This window comes from Microvirga sp. GCM10011540 (assembly GCF_042650665.1).
Classification (GTDB): Bacteria; Pseudomonadota; Alphaproteobacteria; order Rhizobiales; family Beijerinckiaceae; genus Microvirga; species Microvirga lenta.
Genome location: NZ_JBHSBQ010000140.1, coordinates 104,069 through 122,739, shown reverse-complemented (window position 1 = coordinate 122,739; position 18,671 = coordinate 104,069). Strand labels below are relative to the sequence as shown.

The following is an 18,671-nucleotide window of genomic DNA, read 5'->3' as shown; positions in this document are numbered from 1 at the left end:
GCCCCCGGAGAGAGCCTCGAGTGTCCCGGCTCGACCTTCGGTGAATGAATGTTCAGACTCCTCCGACGTTCCGCCCCCCCGCCCCCGCCCATCACAGAAGTCGGTACGCCACATGACACTCGGCGTTTTCTCCGACCCGCTCCGAGGAGGGAACGTTCCGATGCAACAACTCGTTGTCTGAACGCTCCAGCGGAGCAGGGTGTCTGATTGGCCGGCGGTAGTCTGCCAACGAGCGCGAACGCGTGAATCTTGGCCATGACGCCGCCGCGCATAGGGATAGAGGGCACGGAGATCATCGAGCTTCCCGCTACGCATCGAAGTCTGGGAAACGGCGGGCCGAGCTATGAAGCACTCCACAACCAGTGACGGACCGTGCTGCTATGGCAAATGCAATTGGAACCGGGGCGCTCAGCCGCCATTCGACTGAGGCTATGCTGCAGCCGTCCGTATCCAATCGCCTTCTTGCTGCTCTTCTGCCTGAGGAATTGCAGTGGATCCTCCCCCTCCTCGAACCGGTCGATCTGAAGCAGGGACAGGTTCTGCACTGGCGGGCCCTGCCGATCACCCACGTCTATTTCGTCGAACACGGCCTTATCTCGGTCCTTGCCCATACGGATGAGGAAGAGGTCGTGGAGGTTTGGCTCATCGGCCAGGAAGGCCTCGCCGGCATGTCGGTGCTCCTTGGCGCCGAGTCCTCACCCCACCGCCGGGTCGTGCAGGTTGCCGGGACAGCCCTGCGAATGCGGGCGGAGGATCTCAGGACGGCGATGGATCAACGTCCGGCCATCCGGCGCCTCCTGCTCAAGTATGTTCAGGCCGTGCTCGTCCAGACCTCCCAGTCCGGAGCCTGCGCCAAGCGGCACACCCTGCAGCAGAGGGTTGCACGGTGGCTTCTCTCGGCGGAATACCGGCTGGGCGCGACCGAAATTCCCCTGACGCACGCGGTGCTGTCGCGCCTGATCGGCGTAAGGCGGGCGAGCATCACCGTCTGCCTGGGCGAGCTGGAGGAGGCCGCGACGATCCGCCAGAGCCGCGGATCGATCACGATTGCCGATCAAGACAAGCTCGAGAGCCTCGCCTGCGATTGCTACCGCATCATCCGCATGAGCTACGACAGTATCGGCCAGCGCTGATCGGGGACGCTTCCGCCTCAGGAATCGCGGGAGCCGACCGGCATCTCCTTGCCCACAGGCTGAGGATTGCGCGGCCCTTCGGCATCGACCACCACCTCGTTCAGGTGGCGCGGCTTCGGAGGCCTATCGCCCACAGGCCAGCCCTCCCGCTGGCGGCGGCGGTCTCCATCCGTTTCCTCCGTCTGATCGTGGAAGAGGACGACGTTGGTCGGGAACGGCAGATCGATGCCGGCCTGGCCGAGAGCCTGCTTGACCGCATCGATGACGCGTCCCCGGATCTGCACCACCTCGCCCCACTTCGAATGGGTCCACCACCGGATCCTGAGATTGACCGTCGATCCAGCGAGCTCCCACGGGATCACCTCGGGCGGCGGATCCGGCAGGATTCCGTCCAGTCCCTTCAAGGCGCCGAGGATGACCTTGGAGGCTTTACCGATGTCGTCGCCGTAGCCTATGCCCACGTCGTACTCGCTCCGCCGTTTTTCGAAGGCGGTATTGACGATGACCGACTCCGTATAGACCGCGCTGTTGGGAATGATGACCTGTCGGCTGTCGTAGGTTCTGATCAGCGTCGCCCGCGCCTCGATGCGCTCTACCGTTCCTTCGTGCTTGCCGACGACGATTTCGTCGCCCTGGCGGAATGGCTGGCGCAGGAGAATGAGGAGACCTGCCAGCCAGTTCTGCAGAATGTCCTTGAACGCGAAGCCGATCGCGATCGACCCGACGCCGAGCGTGGCCAGAACGTCCGCGGGTTTCACCGAAGGAAAGATGATCGTCGCGACCACCAGAAGACCCAGCAGGATGATGGCCCAGCGGGTAAAACCCGCGAGCAGGGCGGCAAGATCGGGCCGCTGCCTGTGCAGGAACACGCGAAGGACGGCCTTTGCCGCACCCCAGGCCGCCAACAGGAAGAGAAGGAACACGACCAGAGCGATGCCAAGGTTGGGCAGGATCCACCAGAAGCCTTCGATGAACGCTTCGATCCGCTCCAGGGTGATGTTTGCATCGGTCTCCAACGCCGCCACCTTCAACAGGATTCACTCGTCGCTAATGAGATAGCAGCGGAGACGTTCCCTCACCCAGTGCGGGAGGCCCTCGCGTCCCGGCCCACCTAGCCCGGATCCGGCGCAAGCGGACGGGCCCGGCACTCCGGGACGGAATGCCGGGCATACCCGCAGGGGACGATGAGGCTGAAATGGAGCCAGGGGGTCGGTCAGAAAATCAGCATCAGCAGGCCGATGACGACGGCCAGCCCGATGAGAAAGATGAAACCTATCGTGCCACCGAGAAACTTCAGCATATCGACCACCTCCTTGGTTCGAGACAAGCGCGCCCGCCGGCCCACGCAGCCGCGCGACGTCTGCTTTCCCGGAGTTAAAGGCGGTGCTCCGCTAAAGTTCGTCCCGGAGCGGAATGAAAGATACGCTACCGCTCAACATATCGCGAGTTCGTGGTGAGGCATCTGCCCGGAACCGGTCGCATCCCGGAGGCATCAAGGCTCGGCCGCGACGTGGCGCGTACGACTGACGCAGAAAGCGAGAAGCCGCCTCGCGGCGGCTTCATCGAAAACTCGGCCTCGGAGAGGCTTTGAATGGTCGGAGCGGCGGGATTTGAACCCACGACCCCTAGTCCCCCAGACTAGTGCGCTAACCGGGCTGCGCTACGCTCCGACTGAGCCGCCATATAAGCCGACACGCGGCAGGAAGCAATCTCTTGACGCAAGAAAGTCGGGATCTATTCGCTGACGGCGGATTCGGCGGGCGTCCGTAGTGAACTGAGGACACGGTCGCATTCCAGAAGCTCATGAAGCGCAGCCTTGAGGCTGCGCACGGACGCGTCCGGCAGCGGCACGCGGCCGGACAGGCCGAGAAGCGGTCCGGCATCGGACAGGCGGTCGGCGACGGTCTCCTCGGTGGCATCCTCCGCCTCACCGTCCATGATCGGCTCGTCAGGCCGTGGGGCCGCGACGCTCTGCTCCCCCCGGCCGATGGCCTGCACGAAGCGGACGCCCTCCCCCTTCAGGATGCGCTGCACGCCCTTGATCGTGTAGCCCTCGCCGTAGAGGAGGTGCCGGATGCCTTTCAGGAGGTCGATGTCGTCGGGTCGGTAGTAGCGCCGCCCGCCCCCCCGCTTCAGCGGCTTGATATGCGCAAAGCGGGTCTCCCAAAAGCGCAGCACGTGCTGAGGCAGGTCCAGGTCCTCGGCCACCTCGCTGATGGTGCGGAATGCATCCGGGCTCTTGTCCATGGCGCCGCTCGCCATCGATGGAATCAATCTTCGCCGTCGGCGTCTTCGCCGTTGATGCGGGCCTTGAGAACGTTCGACGGCTTGAACACCATCACGCGGCGCGGATCGATCGGCACTTCGACGCCGGTCTTCGGGTTGCGACCGACGCGCTCGCCCTTGCTGCGGACGATGAAGGAGCCGAAGGACGACAGCTTCACGGTCTCGCCGTTGGCGAGGCAGTCGCAGATTTCCGCCAGCACCCTCTCGACCAGCTCGGCCGATTCCGTCCGCGACAGGCCGACCTTCTGGTAGACGGCCTCGCTCAAATCCGCTCGTGTGACTGTCTTGCCCGCCATGAACGCTCCCCAGCGCCTGAATAGGATCTTTGCCGTTAACGCTTCCGATGACGCTATGCAGATGGCTCCCTATGGTCAACCGTTCTGGAGACGATAAGCGCCCCTCCCGGTCGAATGGTGCTGCCCCCTACCATCGAATCAGAGCGCTGCCCCAGGTGAAGCCGCCGCCGATCGCCTCGATCATCACGAGATCCCCCTGCTTGATGCGGCCGTCCTTGCGGGCGGCGTCGAGCGCCAGGGGAATCGATGCGGCCGAGGTGTTGCCGTGCCTGTCCACGGTGATCACGACCTTCTCGGGAGCGATCCCGAGCTTGTCGGCACTCGCGGTGATGATGCGCTTGTTGGCCTGATGGGGGACGAACCAGTCCAGCTCCTCCGCCGTGGTGCCGGTGGCTTTGAAGGCGTCCTGGACCACATCCGCCACGGAGCCGACGGCGAAGCGGAAGACCTCCTTGCCCTCCATCTTCAGCACGCCCGTGGTCTTGGTGGAGCCCGGGCCGCCATCCACGTAGAGCTTGTCGCGATAGCGCCCGTCCGAGCGCAGCTGCGAGGTGAGCACGCCCCGGTCGTCGGAGGTGCCCTCGCCCTCCTGGGCCTCGAGCACGATGGCGCCCGCCCCGTCGCCGAAGAGGACGCAGGTCGTGCGGTCGTTCCAGTCGAGAATGCGCGAGAAGGTCTCGGCGCCGACCACGAGGGCGCGTCTGTGCGAGCCCGAGGTGAGGAACTTGTCCGCCGTGGCGACGGCATAGACGAAGCCGGTGCACACGGCCTGCAGATCGAAGGCCATGCCGTGCGTCATGCCGAGACCGGTCTGAATCATGGTCGCTGTGGACGGGAACGTATAGTCCGGCGTCGAGGTGGCGCAGATGATCAGGTCGATGTCGTCGGGCTTCAGGCCGGCATCGGCCAGCGCGGCCTCGGCCGCCTTGATGCCGAGAACGGACGTCGTCTCGTCGTCCCCCGCGATATGGCGCTGCTCGATGCCGGTGCGCTGCACGATCCATTCGTGCGACGTGTCCACCATCTTCTCGAGATCGCGATTGGTAAGCATCCGCCTCGGCAGGTAGGAGCCGACGCCGCGGACAATGGAACGGGTGCGTTTCAAGCGATTGCCCTTCTCAGGCCGTTTGCCCGACCGGATCATGCTCCAGCATGCCCCGGATGGTTTTCATGAGTTCGAAATGCGCCATGTCGTAGGCCACGTCGATGGCGCTGGCGAAGCCCAGATCGTCGGTTCCGCCATGGCTTTTGACCACCACGCCTTCGAGCCCCAGAAACACGCCGCCATTGACCTTGCGCGGGTCCATCTTGTCCTTGAGAGCGTTAAAGGCCTGTTTCGCGAACAGGTAGCCGATCTTCGCCATGAGCGTACGGCTCATGGCCGAGCGAAGGTATTCGCCAATCTGCTTGGCCGTGCCCTCCGCCGTCTTCAGGGCGATGTTGCCCGTGAAGCCTTCGGTGACGACCACATCGACGGTTCCCTTGCCGAGATCGTCACCCTCGACGAAGCCCCGGTAGTCCAGATTCGGCAGATTCGCTTCCTTCAGGAGGCGGGCCGCCTCCTTGACCGTTTCGAGGCCCTTGATCTCCTCGGTACCGACATTCAGCAGGCCCACGGTGGGACGCTCCAGGTCGAACACGATGCGGGCCATGGCGGCGCCCATGATCGCCATGTCGACGAGGTGTCCTGCATCCGCGCCGATGGTCGCGCCCACGTCGAGCACGATGCTCTCGCCCCTCAGGGTCGGCCACATGCAGGCGATGGCAGGCCGCTCGATATGCGCCATGGTCTTGAGGCAGATCTTGGCCGTCGCCATGAGGGCGCCGGTATTGCCGGCGGACACGGTGGCATCCGCCTCCTTGTCCCGAACCGCCTGGACCGCGCGCCACATGGAAGATTTGCCCCGGCCCATGCGAATGGCCTGGCTGGGCTTCTCGTCCATGCCGATGGCGATGTCCGTGTGCCTGAGCTCGGTCACTTCCTTCAGCCTGGGATAGGCGTTCAGGAGCGGCGCGACGAGCGCCTCGTTCCCGAACATCAGGAAGCGGATGTCCGGGTGCCGCTCCAGGGCCAATGCGGCGCCGGGGATGACGACCGACGGACCATGGTCCCCGCCCATCGCATCGAGCGAAATACGCACTGGCTTTGACATGAGAGCTCGGCTCTTTCGTTAAGCTGTTCGACAGGGGGCGGAAAATAGCGGTTTGCGAAGTGTCCGCAACTGAATTCTCTCGGGTATCCGGCCGCGCGGGTCCGGGTCCGGCGCGACGGAAAACCGCCGGCAGGATGCCTCCGAGGTAGGTTCGGGAGAACCCGATTTCCAGGCCGCCTATTCCTTGGACTTCAGTTTCCCCAGGGCCGCGAAGGGAGAATCGTCCGTGTCGGCCGGGTCCCTGTAATTGAAATCCACGCCCGGCTTGCGGGGATAGGGATCGAGGCCCAGCGCCAGGAATTCGGCGGTCAGCGCGCCCAGGTCGACTTGGCCGTTGACGATCTCGTCCGGGGGTTCGTATTCGTGCATTTCGGTCGGCGGCTCCGGCGGCATTCCTGAGGGTTCCGCGAAATCGACCTCGACCTCCTCCTCGATCACCGAGTCGAAGGGCTCCAGGGTCACGACGCAGGTCTGGGTCACGTCGGCCTTCACCGTCCCGGTGACATGGACGCCCTTGACCGAACTCTTCAGCTTGAAATCGCCGGACAGGGAGCGGATGCCGGGGAGGCCGAAATCCTTGGCGAGCGCCGCGCATTCCTCCTCGGTCGCCGCCACATGGACCTCGCTGCCCTGCGGGGGCAGGTTCATGACGTCGACGGGCCGCGAGAGCGGGCCCACGGTATCGGGGGTCATCGGCTTGCCTCCTCTGCAAAATCTTCCGGCTTGGGAAAAACCGGGCCGGGCTCCAAAAATGCGGCCAAGTCCGTCCCCTTGAGATCGCGATCCGCCGCCAGGGCATAACGCGCGAGCGGGGTGGCCGGTGCCTCGGCCCCATAGGCGTTCCGTCCGAGGGCCTCGGCAAGAGCCCTTTCGTCGGCGGCGTCGAGCGGGCCGTCATAGGCATGGGCCCGGCCGTAGAAGGAGGATGCGATCTTCTTCATCCGCTTCGGAACGGCCGTGTCGCCCACCCCCATCTCCCGCAGGGAGGCGTCCATGTCCCGGAAGAACGCATCGGTCAGGTCCCTGGCGACCTCGTCAGCCGGCTGCGGCAGCCTGCGCAGGGCCCGCAGAACCAGAACCATATGGAGAGACAGGGATTCGAAGCGCCCTTCGACGCTGTCCGGAACACCCAGAGCCGCATAGAGGCCCGGCTCCCGGGAAGCCGTGGCAATCCGCTTGTAGAGGAGCGCGATGGTGGTGCGCCGGGGATCCTTGCGGAACAGACCGAAAATCAAGGTGCTAGGCCTTCCTGCCTTGTCAAATTCACAGCACCGGGTTACGCCATCCGCATCCTCGGGCGCAAGCTTGTCAGCGCCGCATACCTGGAAGAACCATACGATGCGTCGATATCAAACCGTCTTGGTACGCCTGGCCACGGCCACCGTCATCGCCACATCCCTCGCGGGCTGCATGGGTGGAGAGGAGTTTCACCGCGGTTACCTCGTGGACGAGCGCGCCCTCTCGCAGGTGAACAAGGGCATGAGCGGCGAGCAGGTCCTTCAGACCCTCGGCACGCCCTCCACCGTGTCCACCGTGGGCAACAAGACCTGGTACTACATCAGCCAGACTTCGCGCCGGACCTTCCAGTTCCTGCCCGAGCAGGTGGTGGACCAGCGGGTCACCGCGGTTTATTTCGACAACAATCTCCGGGTCGAGCGCACGGCTCTCTACGGCCTGCAGGACGGCCGGGTCTTCGACTTCATCAGCCGCACCACGCCGGCCGGCGGCCAGGAGACGAGCTTCCTGGGTCAAATCCTGCGCGGCACGAACAACCTGAACCCGTTCGGCGTCTAATCGCCCTTTCGGCCACAGCTTCAAAAGGCCGGGCCGAGCCCGGCCTTTTTCATGTCCGGCTCGCATGGAACGGGCTCCCATGAAAAAACCCGCGGCGAGAGCCGCGGGTTTCGTTTTCCGGCCTGCCGCCGATCCTAGGAATGCGCGAGGATCGCAAGCAGCAGCAGGGCGATGATGTTGGTGATCTTGATCGCCGGGTTCACGGCGGGACCCGCCGTGTCCTTGTAGGGGTCGCCGACGGTATCGCCCGTCACCGACGCCTTGTGGGCTTCCGAGCCCTTGTGGTGGGTCGTGCCGGAGTGGTCGGTGAAGCCGTCCTCGAAGGACTTCTTGGCATTGTCCCAGGCGCCGCCGCCAGAGGTCATGGAGACGGCGACGAACAGGCCCGTCACGATGACGCCGAGCAGCATCGCGCCCACGGCCGAGAACGCCTGCGACTTGCCCGCGATCCAGTAGACCACGAAGTAGGTCACGATTGGCGCCAGCACCGGGAGGAGCGAGGGGATGATCATCTCCTTGATGGCCGCCTTGGTCAGCATGTCGACGGCCCTGCCGTAATCGGGACGGTCGGTGCCGGCCATGATCCCCGGCTTCTCCTTGAACTGCCGGCGCACCTCCACGACGACCGCGCCCGCAGCACGCCCCACCGCCGTCATGGCGATGCCGCCGAACAGGAACGGAATGAGACCGCCGAACAGGAGCCCGACGACCACATAGGGGTTGGCGAGGGAGAAGTCCGGCACCACCCCCTGGAAGTACGGGTACTGAGCCGCGTTCTGGGTGAAGTAGTTGAGGTCCGACGTGTAGGCCGCGAACAGCACGAGGGCACCGAGGCCCGCCGAACCGATGGCATAGCCCTTGGTCACGGCTTTCGTGGTGTTTCCGACCGCGTCCAGGGCATCCGTGGACTTGCGGACGTCCTTCGGCAGGCCGGCCATTTCCGCGATGCCGCCCGCGTTGTCCGTCACCGGCCCGAAGGCGTCGAGGGCCACGATCATGCCGGCCAGGGCCAGCATGGCCGTCACCGCGATGGCGATGCCGAAGAGACCGGCCAGCTTGAAGGACACGATGATGCCCGCGATGATGACGAGGGCCGGAAGCGCCGTCGATTCCAGGGAGACCGCCAGCCCCTGGATCACGTTCGTGCCGTGCCCCGTCACCGAGGCCTGGGCGATGGAGCGGACGGGCCGGAACCCGACGCCCGTATAGTACTCCGTGATCACCACGATGAGCGCCGTCACGGCCAGACCGGCGATGGCGCACCACAGCAGGGAAAGGCCCGTGAACTCGGCACCGGCAATGGGACCGAATCCGATGACGAAGTAAGTCACCGCGGCGATGGCCGCCGCCGAGAGCAGACCGGTTGCGATGAGCCCCTTGTAGAGCGCGCCCATGATGGACTCGTTCTGCCCGAGCTTCACGAAGAAGGTGCCGATGATCGAGGTCACGATGCAGACGGCGCCGATGGCCAGCGGATAGAGCAGCATGTCGTCGAGGACGGGCTGCCCGGCGAAGAAGATCGCCGCGAGAACCATGGTGGCCACGATGGTCACCGCATAGGTCTCGAACAGGTCGGCGGCCATGCCGGCGCAGTCGCCGACATTGTCGCCCACGTTGTCGGCGATGGTGGCCGGATTGCGCGGATCGTCCTCCGGAATGCCGGCCTCGACCTTGCCCACGAGGTCGCCGCCCACGTCGGCGCCCTTGGTGAAGATGCCGCCGCCGAGACGGGCGAAGATGGAGATGAGGGAGGCGCCGAAGCCCAGGGCCACGAGGCTGTCGATCACCACGCGGCTCGACGAGCTCTGACCGTCGATGCGGGTGAGATATCCGAAGTAGAGGGCGACCCCGAGGAGGGCGAGGCCCGCGACGAGCATTCCCGTGACCGCCCCCGACTTGAAGGCGACGTCGAGGCCGCCACCGAGGGACTGGGTCGCCGCCTGGGCCGTGCGGACATTGGCGCGAACCGAGACGTTCATGCCGATGAAGCCTGCGGCGCCCGAGAGGATCGCCCCGATGGCGAAACCGATGGCCACCCGGATCCCGAGCAGATAGGCGATGATGACGAACAGGACCACGCCCACGATGGCGATGGTCATGTATTGCCGCCGGAGATAGGCCTTTGCGCCTTCGGAGATCGCACCTGCGATTTCCTGCATGCGCTGCGAGCCCGCATCGCGCTTCATCACGTCGCTGATGGCCCACAGGCCATAAGCAATCGAAAGAAGGCCGCCCACGATAATCAGGGTAAGTGCCATTGTGCCGTCCTTGTTATGGGAAAGCAGAACGCCGCACATCAAGGCCCGTTTTTTGGCCTTGACCGGCCTCTACCCCCAGCGAAGTCTGCAAACGCTGCCAAAAATCTATGCAGCCTGCAACGCGACTTCTGAATGACTCACAGGGAACACTTCAGGCGGGAACGGGCGCCTTTGCCTGCCGCTGCCAGGCGAGAAGGGCCAAAGCGACGAGAACTGGCGGAAAAACAAGCCAATTCACGTTGTCCCAGCCGCCCGCATTGAGCAATTTGCCCGAGGAAAAGGATGCGACGGCCACCGAGCCGAAAACCAGAAAATCGTTTGCCGCCTGAACTTTCGTGCGTTCTTCGGGCCTGTAGCAGTCGGTGACCAGGGCGGTCGCGCCGATAAAGCCGAAGTTCCATCCGATCCCGAGGAGAATCAGCGTCACCCAGAAATGGGCGACCGTGATGCCCGACAGGCCGATGACGGCGGCAAGACCGATCAGAACGAGCCCGGCCGCCGTGACCCGGCCCTTGCCGAACCTGCCGATCAGGTTTCCGGTGAAGAAGCTCGGGCCGAACATGCCGAGGATGTGCCACTGAATGCCCAGGGCTGCTGCCCCTACGGAATGCCCGCACCCGATCATGGCGAGGGGAGCGGCGGTCATGATGAAGCTCATGAGACCGTAGGAGACGAGCCCCGCCACCACGGCCACGATGAAACGCGGCTGGCTCATGATCTCGCTCAGGGGCCTGCCCCCCGTCTTGGGGGCATCGGTGACGGGCGCAGGGCGCAGGAAGGAAACCACCGCCACCGACAGGAGCGCCAGCACCGCCTGCCCGAGGAAGGCCCCGGCGAAGGGCGCCGTCACGATCATGTCCCGCGTCCAGATGACGGTCTGCGGGCCGATGATGCCTGCAGCCAACCCGCCGGCCATGACCCAGGAGATCGCCTTCGGCTTGAACGCCTCGGACGCCGTATCGGTCGCGGCGAAGCGGTAGCTCTGGGTGTAGGAGCCCCAGAAGCCGGCGATGAAGGTGCCGAGGCAGAAGAGCCCGAAGCTGGCGACCGCGATGCCGGCCGCCGCCATGCTGCCGGCGATCACGCCGATCAGACCGGCCAGGACATAGGCGCTCCGCCGCCCGTAGCGGCGCATCATCATGGCGGCCGGAATGGTGCCGAGGGCCAGGCCGAGATTGATCAGGCTCACGGGAAGCGTGGCGAGTTCCTTGTTCTCGGCCAGGTTCTGGCCCACGAGGCCGCCGAGGGACACCACGATGGCGGGGCTGGCTCCGGCGAGGGCCTGCGCGAAGGCGAGCACGAGCGCGTTGCGCCTGGCGAGCACGTCGCCCGCCTGGATCCGCGCGCCCTCGCTAGAAGTGGGAGAATGAGCCGACATCGTAGCGTCTTTCCGAACCGCTGACCCGGAAGACCGGCAAGGTGGCGCCGGAAACGACGCGGCCGATCACGGACAGCCCAATGCCGACGCTATCTGCCTCTTTTCGGAAGCTGTCGAGATTCTTTTCCGGCACAGTGCAGAGAATTTCATAGTCGTCTCCGCCCGTCATCACCCGGTCGAGCAGATCCGGATCCTGCTCGACCGCCCTGCGAACGGCCGGCGACAGGGGAACCAGCTCCGCCTCCACCACGGCCGAGACGCCGCTGACGCGCATCATCTTGGCGAGATCCCCCGCCAGACCGTCCGAGACGTCCATCGAGGCCCGGGCGAATCTTCGCACGGCAGGCGCCAGGAGATGGCGCGGCCGGGGGTGCAGGTAGCGATCCGCCAGGAACTCTCTCTCCTCCGGCGACAGTCCCGCGGCCCAGCCCGGCTGGGAGCGCAGCTTGAGCCCCAGAGCCGCATCGCCGACGGTGCCGGTCACGCAGATCACGTCCCCCGCCTGGGCTGCGGTGCGCCGGACCATGGTGCCGGCCGGCAATTCCCCGATTGCGGTAACGGAGAGGGTGAGCGCTCCCCTCGCCTTCACCGTGTCTCCGCCGAGGAGCGGGCAGGAGAAGTCGCGGGCGGCCTCCCCGAGCCCGGCGGCGAAATCTTCGAGCCAGGCTTCGGTCCAGTCATCCGGCAGGGCCAAGCTGAGGAGAAAGCCCTTCGGGTCCGCCCCCTTGGCGGCCAGATCGGAGACGTTGACCCCCAGGGCCTTGCGCGCCACGGAACCGGGCGCGTCTCCGGGCAGGAAGTGAACCGACTCGACGACGGCGTCGGTCGTGAGGACGAGATCGTGCCCCGGGGTCGGGGACATGGAGGCCGCATCGTCCTTGAGCCCATGCCCGCCTTCCGCGGCCAGGGGCGCGAAGAAGCGGGCAATCAGGCTGTCCTCGCCGGGGCGTCCGCTCATGCCGGACGCTACCGCTTCGTCTGTCCCGCCGCCTTGCGCTCGAGCTCGCCGGCGCGAACCTCGCGAGCAAGACTGTCGAGAACCGCGTTCACGAGGCCCGGTTCATCCTCGCTGTAGAAGCCATGGGTCACGTCCACGTATTCGGTGATGACCACGCGCACGGGCACGTCCTTACGGAACATCAGCTCGTAGCAGCCGGCACGCAGGATCGCGCGCAGGACGGCCTCGATCCGCTTGAGGGGCCAGCCGGCGGCGAGCGCCTTGTCGATCCTCACGTCGATGTCGCGCTGGTTATTGACCACGCCCGAGAGGATGTTGCGGAAGAAGTCGTTGTCGGAGGGCTGGAACTCGATGCCTTCGACCTCGCGGCCGATCCAGAACGCCTCGAATTCGGCCAGGGCATCGACGACGCTCTTGCCGGACAGATCCATCTGGTACAGGGCCTGAACTGCGGCGAGACGAGCAGCCGAGCGCTCTGCGGGCTTCGTCATGGTCAGGCCTCCTCGACGTGTTGTTTGATGCGAAGCACGGCGAGCGCCGCGTCCACCGCTCCCCCGCCCTTATTCAATTCATTCACCCGCGCACGGGTCCAGGCCTGCTCGTCATTCTCCACGGTCAGGATGCCGTTGGCGAGCGGGATCCGCCGCGCCACCGACAGGTCCATCAGGGCCCGCGAGCTCTCGCCCGCGACGATGTCGTAGTGCCCGGTCTCGCCGCGGATGACGCAGCCCAGGGCCACGACCGCGTCGTACGGCCGGCCTGCCTCCTCGGCGGCATCGAGCGCGATGGCGATGGTGGCGGGGATTTCGAGCGCCCCGTCGACCGTCAGCACGTCCATCGTGGCCTGCGCCGCTTCGACGACCCCGCGGGCTCCCCGCAGCAGCTCGTCGGCAATGTCGTCGTAGAAGCGCGCCTCGACCACCAGGATGCGGGCTCCGGGAACGGGCGGACGGTTGTTGGGAGACTTGGCGGAATGCGAGACCATGGAAAACCGTTTCGGACCTGAAACGCACCCTGTCTCGTCCCGATGCGCAGCCGCGTGGCTGCGCCTTCTGGAAGAAAGAGGGTGCTCTGGAGATGTTCTTCGGACGGGTTGAACGTTGTGGGTCCCTACCCCGCCCGGCGCGCGTCCGCAAGCCGTGCCGCGTAGCGGGCCATGAGATCGACTTCGAGGTTGAGGCTGTCGCCGACCTGCCGCTCGCCCCAGGTGGTCACGGCGAGGGTGTGCGGAATGATGAGGACGGAGAAGATGTCGTCGTTGACCGAGTTCACGGTCAGAGAAGTGCCGTCGAGGCAGACGGAGCCCTTTTCGGCGATGAAAGGCGCCAGCGCGGGCGGCGCCTTGATGACGAAGCGCGCGGTCGGTCCCCAGGGATCGTCGCCTGCGGTGATCGCCTCCTTGGCGACGATGGTGGCGACGCCGTCCACATGCCCCGTGACGATATGGCCGCCGAGCTCGTCCCCGATCTTCAGAGACCGCTCCAGATTGACCCGCGTGCCGGCCTGCCAGTCGCGGACGGTCGTCCGCTCCAGGGTCTCGGCGGCGGCATCGACCTCGAACCAGCAGCCGTTCCCGCGCGGCTCGACCGCTACGACGGTCAGGCAGGGGCCGCCGCAGGCGATGGAGGCGCCCAGCGCGATCGTCGCCGGGTCGTAGGTGGATTCGATGCGGATGCGGCGGAGCGTTTCCCCCTCCGAGACGGCGCTGATCTGCCCCACATCCGTGACGATGCCCGTGAACATCTAAGATTTCTCCCAAAACATGAAGAGATCGGATCCGATCTGCTCGTCTCCCACGAGGCGCAGATCGTCCATCCTGTCCTGCAGCGCGAGCCCGAGGGCCGGCACGTCGCCCTCGCCCCGGGCGGATCGGCCGGTGACGAGAACGAGTTCGTCCACGAGATCGGCCTTCGCCAGCGCATCGGCCAGACCCGGTCCTCCCTCGCAGAACACCCGGGTCAGCCCCCGGGAGCCGAGGAGCTGCAATGCCTCGTCGAGCGCGACGTGCCCGTTCGCGTCGGGCGAGATCCGGAGCACCTCCACGCCGTGCGCCGCCAGCTCCCTTTCGGCCTCGACCGGCGCCGCCGCCGTGGCGACGATCCAGGTCGGGATGTCTCGAGCTCCGGTGACGATGCGCGACCCGGAAGGCGTTCGCAGGCGGCTGTCGATGACGATGCGCACAGGCGAGCGCGCCTCCAGCCCCGGCAGGCGAACGTTCAGGAGCGGATCGTCGGCGAGGATCGTGCCCACTCCCACCATGATCGCATCCGCATGGGCGCGCATGAGATGCATGCGGGCATTGGCCGTCTCGCCCGTGATCATGAGACGCGGCCCCTGTCGGGTGCCGGCGAAACCTTCCGTGGTGCGGGCGAGCTTCAGGGTCACCATCGGCCGTCCCTTCGTCACCCGGGCGATATGGCCGCGATGGGCCTGCCGGGCCGCCCCGGCGAGGCAGCCGACCGTGACCGGAATTCCCGCGGCCCGGAGCCGGGCATGGCCACGCCCCGCCACCCGAACATCCGGATCCTCGATGGCCGAGACCACTCTGGCGATTCCGGCCTCCACCACCGCGTCGGCGCAGGGTGCCGTCCTGCCGTGGTGCGAGCAGGGCTCCAGGGACACGTAGAGGGTCGCTCCCCGGGCCCGGTCGCCGGCGGCGGCAAGCGCCACCCTTTCCGCATGCGGCCTGCCGCCTTTCTGGGTCGCACCCTGCGCGACGATGACCGGCCAGTCGCCGCTCTCGTCCACCACGACGGAGCCCACGGAAGGGTTCGGCCAGGTCAGCCCCAGATTGCGCTCGCCCAACCCGATGGCAAGGCGCATGAGGCGCTCGTCATGGGCGGAAGGCTCTGGCGACGTCTCATGGAGCGGAGCGGACGCCATCACTCGGACTGCGCCGCGTTGCGCCTGGGCGCAGAGGCATTGCCGTCGTCCGTCTCCCCTTCCGCCAGCTTGTCGAGAATCGCCTCGAAGTCCTTGGCCTCGCGGAAGTTCTTATAGACGGACGCGAAGCGCACATAGGCCACGTCGTCGAGGCCCTTCAGCCCCTCCATGACCAGCTCGCCCACGGTTTCGCTCGGAACATCGGTGTCCCCCATGCTCTCGAGCTGGCGAACGATGCCGTTGAGCATCCTCTCCACGCGCTCCGGATCGACCGGGCGCTTGCGCAGCGCGACCTCCACGGACCGCTCCAGCTTGTCCCGGTCGAACGGGACCCGGCGGCCGGACCGCTTGACCACGAACAGCTCACGCAGCTGGACACGCTCGAAGGTCGTGAACCGGCCGCCGCAATCCGGGCAGATGCGGCGGCGGCGAATGGCCGAGGAATCGTCGGTCGGCCTGGAATCCTTCACCTGAGTGTCCAGGCTCCCGCAATAGGGGCAACGCATGTGATGGAGCGGCCTTTAAGCGTAGATCGGGAAGCGCCGGGTCAGCTCGTGCACGCGCTGACGGACCGAATCCTCGACCCCGGCATTGCCCTCGTCGCCGCTCTTCGCCAGCCCGTCGAGGGTCTCGACGATCAGCTCGCCCACTTTGCGGAACTCGGCGACGCCGAAGCCGCGGGAGGTGGCGGCCGGGGTGCCCAGGCGCACGCCCGAGGTCACCATCGGCTTCTCGGGATCGAAGGGAACGCCGTTCTTGTTGCAGGTGATGTGAGCCCGGCCGAGGGCGGCCTCGGCCGCCTTGCCGGTGAGCTTCTTCGGCCGCAGGTCGACCAGCATCAGGTGGTTGTCGGTGCCGCCCGCAACGATGGCATAGCCGCCCGAGAGCATCGTGTCGGCCAGCACCTTGGCGTTCTCGACCACGGAACGGGCATAGAGCTTGAATTCGGGCCGCAGGGCCTCGCCGAAGGCCACCGCCTTGGCGGCGATCACATGCATGAGCGGGCCGCCCTGGAGGCCCGGGAAGATGGCGGAATTCACCTTCTTGGCGATGTCCTCGTCATTGGTGAGGATCATGCCGCCGCGCGGGCCGCGCAGGGTCTTGTGGGTGGTGGTGGTGACCACGTGGGCGTGGGGGAACGGCGACGGATGGGCGCCGCCCGCCACGAGACCGGCGAAATGGGCGATGTCGACCATGAAGAAGGCGCCGACCTCGTCCGCGATCTCCCGGAAGCGGGCAAAGTCCCAGAAGCGGGAATAGGCCGAGCCGCCGGCCACGATCACCTTCGGCTTGTGCTCGCGGGCGAGACGGGCGACCTCGTCCATGTCGATGATCTGGTCGCTCTCGCGCACCTTGTAGCTCACCACGTTGAACCACTTGCCCGACATGTTGACCGGGGAGCCGTGGGTCAGGTGGCCGCCGCAGGCGAGATCGAGGCCCATGAAGGTGTCGCCGGGCTTCATGAGCGCCATGAAGACGGCCTGGTTGGCCTGGGAGCCGGAATTGGGCTGCACATTGGCGAACTTGCAGTCGAACAGGCGCTTGGCGCGGTCGATGGCGAGTTCCTCGGCGATGTCCACGAACTGGCAGCCGCCATAGTAGCGGCGGCCCGGATAGCCCTCGGCGTACTTGTTGGTCATCACCGAGCCCTGCGCCTCGAGCACGGCGCGGGAGACGATGTTCTCGGAGGCGATCAGCTCGATCTCGTCGCGCTGCCGGCCGAGTTCGAGTTCGATGGCGCGGGCGATCTCGGGATCGCTGTCGGCGAGGCTCGCCGAGAAAAAGCTGTTGGACAGATGGCTGCGTGCCGCTTCACTCGCGCTCATGGTAACCCTCGCCTCCTGTGAGCGGCCGGTCCGGCGGTTCCTGGCGTCGCGCCCGGACGAAGACGGCAACTCGATCTGAATGTGTCCGTGGCCTTTATCATGGGCCGGCGAAGGGCGCCAACCCGTTCAAAACACATGCCTACCCGGCGCCGGAAATGCAACAGCCCGCCATGTGAGGCGGGCTGCTGTCGAGACCTGGCGTGCCCCAGGTTCAGTTCTGCAGGAACATCTCGGCGTCCGGCTCGGTCGGAACGCGGCTCGCGACCGGGATCGCGCTGCCGAGGCCGTCCTTGTTGTAGATGTCGTCCCGGAACTGGACGAGGCCGTCGGGGGTGGCCCAGGCGGTGACGTAGACCCAGTGGATCGGAACCGGCTGCGTCAGCCGGGCGTCGATCCGCTCGCCGGACTTGAAGGCCGCGTCGATCTGCTCGCGGGACCAGCCGGGGGTGTCCTTCAGGAGCCACTCGATGTAGTCGCGCACGTTCTGGACGCGGATGCAGCCCGATGACACGAACCGGAAGTCGTCGCCGAAGATGCCCTTGGACGGCGTATCGTGCATGTAGACGCCGTGCTGGTTCGGGATGTTGATGCGCACGAACCCCATGGAGTTCAGCTCGCCGCCCGGATCCTGGCGGAACCGGTAACGGGTCGCCTCGTCCGAGAACCAGTTGACCTGGGACGGCGGGATCTCCTGGTCGCCCTTGAAGATGCGGATCTTGTTGTCCGTCAGGTAGTTCGGCTCCTTCTGCATCTTCGGGATCAGGTCCTTGCGGATGATCGAAGCCGGAACGGTCCAGAACGGGTTGAAATTGACCTCGACGACCTTGGAATTGAGGATCGGCGACTGACGGTCGATCTTGCCCACGCCGGCGGCGTGGCGGGTGTGGACGACACCGCCCTCCACCGTCTCCACCAGGGCGGCCGGGATGTTCGCCACCACGTAGCGGTGGCCCAGATTGCCCGAGAGCGAGCGTAGGCGCACCACATTGATCTCGAGCTGACGGATGCGCACGTCGACCGGCACGTTCATGGCGGCGACGGTCGCCGCCGTCATCGTGCCGGTGGAGCTGAGGCCGTGGCGGGCCTGGAAGCGGCGGACGCCGGCCTCGACGTAGGAATCGTAGATCGGCGACTCGCCCGCCGCCGGATCGAGGTCGCCCGTGGTGATGAGACGCTGACGCAGGGCGATGACCGCCGGGCTGTTGGAGCCCACGCGCATGCCCTCGACGCCGCGCACCGGCTGCCAGCCGCCGCGCGCCGAGATGTTGCGGTAGTACTCGATCATCTGCTCGGTCGCCGCGAGCGCCTCGGCCGACAGCATCGGCGTGGACGTCCGCTGGACACGGGACCGAGAGACCGCCTCGTAGTTCTGCGACCACTCGGCCTGATTCCCGGCGAATTGCTGGGCCAGAGCCGCTGCCGGAGTGAAGACAAGGGCAAGCGATCCTGTCAGGAGGGAACGGCGTGAGACCATGAAGTGCAAGCTCTCGGTTTGTGTTTCCTGGGAACGGGAACGGAGAAGACCTCCACGCCCGGACCGTTCTCGGCACGAACATGCCGAGGGACGATTAATGAAGGGTATTCAAAACGAGGAACAACGCGGCGATATTAAGGCACATCGGATTCCCACAGGATTGCTGCCGCGGTGCCGCAATCGTGATCGCCCGGACGGCGCAAGCCGAACCAAGCCGGTCGGAATCACCCGC

Annotated in this window: 19 protein-coding genes and 1 tRNA gene; 2 read left to right on the top strand and 18 right to left on the bottom strand. The window is 66.0% G+C overall.

Features of this window, described 5'->3' with window-relative positions:
- The first annotated feature begins 431 nt into the window (after nt 1-431).
- Nucleotides 432-1,133, top strand: a complete 702-nt coding sequence (locus ACFOYU_RS23025; protein ID WP_377035362.1) for a Crp/Fnr family transcriptional regulator — start codon at nt 432-434, stop codon at nt 1,131-1,133.
- 17 nt (nt 1,134-1,150) lie between these two features.
- On the opposite strand, the gene ACFOYU_RS23020 is transcribed toward ACFOYU_RS23025, so the two are convergent.
- The 8 genes from ACFOYU_RS23020 to ACFOYU_RS22985 form a co-directional block, all read right to left on the bottom strand.
- Nucleotides 1,151-2,158 carry a mechanosensitive ion channel family protein gene (locus ACFOYU_RS23020; RefSeq protein ID WP_377035366.1) on the bottom strand — a complete coding sequence of 336 codons (1,008 nt, stop codon included), beginning with the start codon at nt 2,156-2,158 and terminating at the stop codon, nt 1,151-1,153.
- 567 nt (nt 2,159-2,725) lie between these two features.
- Nucleotides 2,726-2,803: transfer RNA gene (locus ACFOYU_RS23015), tRNA-Pro, on the bottom strand.
- A 64-nt stretch (nt 2,804-2,867) separates the two neighbouring features.
- The gene (locus ACFOYU_RS23010) at nt 2,868-3,380 is read right to left on the bottom strand and encodes a MerR family transcriptional regulator (protein ID WP_377035361.1); all 513 of its coding nucleotides are present in this window, start codon (nt 3,378-3,380) and stop codon (nt 2,868-2,870) included.
- A gap of 23 nt (nt 3,381-3,403) precedes the next feature.
- On the bottom strand, nt 3,404-3,715 hold the full coding sequence (locus ACFOYU_RS23005) for an integration host factor subunit alpha (protein ID WP_226741905.1): 312 nt from the start codon (nt 3,713-3,715) through the stop codon (nt 3,404-3,406).
- 127 nt (nt 3,716-3,842) lie between these two features.
- Entirely contained in the window at nt 3,843-4,859 is a 1,017-nt protein-coding gene (locus tag ACFOYU_RS23000) for a beta-ketoacyl-ACP synthase III (protein WP_377035360.1), read from the bottom strand.
- Nucleotides 4,834-5,868: a phosphate acyltransferase PlsX gene (gene plsX / locus ACFOYU_RS22995; RefSeq protein ID WP_226741903.1), complete on the bottom strand. Its 1,035-nt coding sequence runs from the start codon at nt 5,866-5,868 to the stop codon at nt 4,834-4,836. The genes ACFOYU_RS23000 and plsX overlap by 26 nt, the downstream gene beginning before the upstream one ends.
- Nucleotides 5,869-6,045: 177 nt before the next feature.
- On the bottom strand, nt 6,046-6,561 hold the full coding sequence (locus ACFOYU_RS22990) for a DUF177 domain-containing protein (RefSeq protein ID WP_226741902.1): 516 nt from the start codon (nt 6,559-6,561) through the stop codon (nt 6,046-6,048).
- Complete coding sequence (locus tag ACFOYU_RS22985; RefSeq protein ID WP_226741901.1) at nt 6,558-7,103, bottom strand: ubiquinol-cytochrome C chaperone family protein; 546 nt, start codon at nt 7,101-7,103, stop codon at nt 6,558-6,560. Before ACFOYU_RS22985 ends, ACFOYU_RS22990 begins: the two co-directional genes overlap by 4 nt.
- 103 nt (nt 7,104-7,206) lie before the next feature.
- Between ACFOYU_RS22985 and ACFOYU_RS22980 the strand changes: the two genes are divergently transcribed.
- Nucleotides 7,207-7,662, top strand: a complete 456-nt coding sequence (locus ACFOYU_RS22980; protein ID WP_226741900.1) for an outer membrane protein assembly factor BamE — start codon at nt 7,207-7,209, stop codon at nt 7,660-7,662.
- 134 nt (nt 7,663-7,796) lie between these two features.
- On the opposite strand, the gene ACFOYU_RS22975 is transcribed toward ACFOYU_RS22980, so the two are convergent.
- The 10 genes from ACFOYU_RS22975 to ACFOYU_RS22930 all read right to left on the bottom strand — a co-directional run bounded on the left by ACFOYU_RS22975 (nt 7,797) and on the right by ACFOYU_RS22930 (nt 18,439).
- Nucleotides 7,797-9,920, bottom strand: coding sequence for a sodium-translocating pyrophosphatase (locus ACFOYU_RS22975; protein ID WP_226741899.1), 2,124 nt, complete (start codon nt 9,918-9,920; stop codon nt 7,797-7,799).
- Nucleotides 9,921-10,071: 151 nt separating this feature from the next.
- Nucleotides 10,072-11,298 (bottom strand): MFS transporter, encoded by a 1,227-nt coding sequence (locus ACFOYU_RS22970; protein ID WP_377035359.1) that lies wholly within the window; start codon nt 11,296-11,298, stop codon nt 10,072-10,074.
- Nucleotides 11,273-12,256, bottom strand: coding sequence for a thiamine-phosphate kinase (gene thiL, locus ACFOYU_RS22965; RefSeq protein WP_377035358.1), 984 nt, complete (start codon nt 12,254-12,256; stop codon nt 11,273-11,275). Before thiL ends, ACFOYU_RS22970 begins: the two co-directional genes overlap by 26 nt.
- 8 nt (nt 12,257-12,264) lie before the next feature.
- Complete coding sequence (nusB, locus tag ACFOYU_RS22960) at nt 12,265-12,747, bottom strand: transcription antitermination factor NusB (protein WP_377035357.1); 483 nt, start codon at nt 12,745-12,747, stop codon at nt 12,265-12,267.
- Nucleotides 12,748-12,749: 2 nt separating this feature from the next.
- On the bottom strand, nt 12,750-13,241 hold the full coding sequence (gene ribH, locus ACFOYU_RS22955) for a 6,7-dimethyl-8-ribityllumazine synthase (protein ID WP_377035356.1): 492 nt from the start codon (nt 13,239-13,241) through the stop codon (nt 12,750-12,752).
- A 125-nt stretch (nt 13,242-13,366) separates the two neighbouring features.
- Entirely contained in the window at nt 13,367-13,999 is a 633-nt protein-coding gene (locus ACFOYU_RS22950; protein ID WP_226741894.1) for a riboflavin synthase, read from the bottom strand.
- The gene (gene ribD, locus ACFOYU_RS22945; RefSeq protein ID WP_377035355.1) at nt 14,000-15,139 is read right to left on the bottom strand and encodes a bifunctional diaminohydroxyphosphoribosylaminopyrimidine deaminase/5-amino-6-(5-phosphoribosylamino)uracil reductase RibD; all 1,140 of its coding nucleotides are present in this window, start codon (nt 15,137-15,139) and stop codon (nt 14,000-14,002) included.
- On the bottom strand, nt 15,139-15,645 hold the full coding sequence (nrdR, locus tag ACFOYU_RS22940; RefSeq protein ID WP_226741892.1) for a transcriptional regulator NrdR: 507 nt from the start codon (nt 15,643-15,645) through the stop codon (nt 15,139-15,141). The genes ribD and nrdR overlap by 1 nt, the downstream gene beginning before the upstream one ends.
- A 15-nt stretch (nt 15,646-15,660) precedes the next feature.
- Nucleotides 15,661-16,965 carry a serine hydroxymethyltransferase gene (gene glyA / locus ACFOYU_RS22935; protein ID WP_377035354.1) on the bottom strand — a complete coding sequence of 435 codons (1,305 nt, stop codon included), beginning with the start codon at nt 16,963-16,965 and terminating at the stop codon, nt 15,661-15,663.
- 211 nt (nt 16,966-17,176) lie between these two features.
- The gene (locus tag ACFOYU_RS22930; protein ID WP_226741890.1) at nt 17,177-18,439 is read right to left on the bottom strand and encodes a murein L,D-transpeptidase; all 1,263 of its coding nucleotides are present in this window, start codon (nt 18,437-18,439) and stop codon (nt 17,177-17,179) included.
- Nucleotides 18,440-18,671: the final 232 nt, after the last annotated feature.

What these genes read in the sequence shown, in the direction of transcription:
- ACFOYU_RS23025 (WP_377035362.1), top strand. Translation starts at nt 432, where the DNA reads ATGCTGCAGCCGTCCGTATCCAATCGCCTTCTTGCTGCTCTTCTGCCT.
- ACFOYU_RS23010 (WP_377035361.1), bottom strand. Translation starts at nt 3,380, where the DNA reads ATGGACAAGAGCCCGGATGCATTCCGCACCATCAGCGAGGTGGCCGAG.
- ACFOYU_RS23005 (WP_226741905.1), bottom strand. Translation starts at nt 3,715, where the DNA reads ATGGCGGGCAAGACAGTCACACGAGCGGATTTGAGCGAGGCCGTCTAC.
- ACFOYU_RS23000 (WP_377035360.1), bottom strand. Translation starts at nt 4,859, where the DNA reads ATGATCCGGTCGGGCAAACGGCCTGAGAAGGGCAATCGCTTGAAACGC.
- plsX (WP_226741903.1), bottom strand. Translation starts at nt 5,868, where the DNA reads ATGTCAAAGCCAGTGCGTATTTCGCTCGATGCGATGGGCGGGGACCAT.
- ACFOYU_RS22990 (WP_226741902.1), bottom strand. Translation starts at nt 6,561, where the DNA reads ATGACCCCCGATACCGTGGGCCCGCTCTCGCGGCCCGTCGACGTCATG.
- ACFOYU_RS22980 (WP_226741900.1), top strand. Translation starts at nt 7,207, where the DNA reads ATGCGTCGATATCAAACCGTCTTGGTACGCCTGGCCACGGCCACCGTC.
- ACFOYU_RS22975 (WP_226741899.1), bottom strand. Translation starts at nt 9,920, where the DNA reads ATGGCACTTACCCTGATTATCGTGGGCGGCCTTCTTTCGATTGCTTAT.
- ACFOYU_RS22970 (WP_377035359.1), bottom strand. Translation starts at nt 11,298, where the DNA reads ATGTCGGCTCATTCTCCCACTTCTAGCGAGGGCGCGCGGATCCAGGCG.
- thiL (WP_377035358.1), bottom strand. Translation starts at nt 12,256, where the DNA reads ATGAGCGGACGCCCCGGCGAGGACAGCCTGATTGCCCGCTTCTTCGCG.
- nusB (WP_377035357.1), bottom strand. Translation starts at nt 12,747, where the DNA reads ATGACGAAGCCCGCAGAGCGCTCGGCTGCTCGTCTCGCCGCAGTTCAG.
- ribH (WP_377035356.1), bottom strand. Translation starts at nt 13,241, where the DNA reads ATGGTCTCGCATTCCGCCAAGTCTCCCAACAACCGTCCGCCCGTTCCC.
- ACFOYU_RS22950 (WP_226741894.1), bottom strand. Translation starts at nt 13,999, where the DNA reads ATGTTCACGGGCATCGTCACGGATGTGGGGCAGATCAGCGCCGTCTCG.
- ribD (WP_377035355.1), bottom strand. Translation starts at nt 15,139, where the DNA reads ATGGCGTCCGCTCCGCTCCATGAGACGTCGCCAGAGCCTTCCGCCCAT.
- nrdR (WP_226741892.1), bottom strand. Translation starts at nt 15,645, where the DNA reads ATGCGTTGCCCCTATTGCGGGAGCCTGGACACTCAGGTGAAGGATTCC.
- glyA (WP_377035354.1), bottom strand. Translation starts at nt 16,965, where the DNA reads ATGAGCGCGAGTGAAGCGGCACGCAGCCATCTGTCCAACAGCTTTTTC.
- ACFOYU_RS22930 (WP_226741890.1), bottom strand. Translation starts at nt 18,439, where the DNA reads ATGGTCTCACGCCGTTCCCTCCTGACAGGATCGCTTGCCCTTGTCTTC.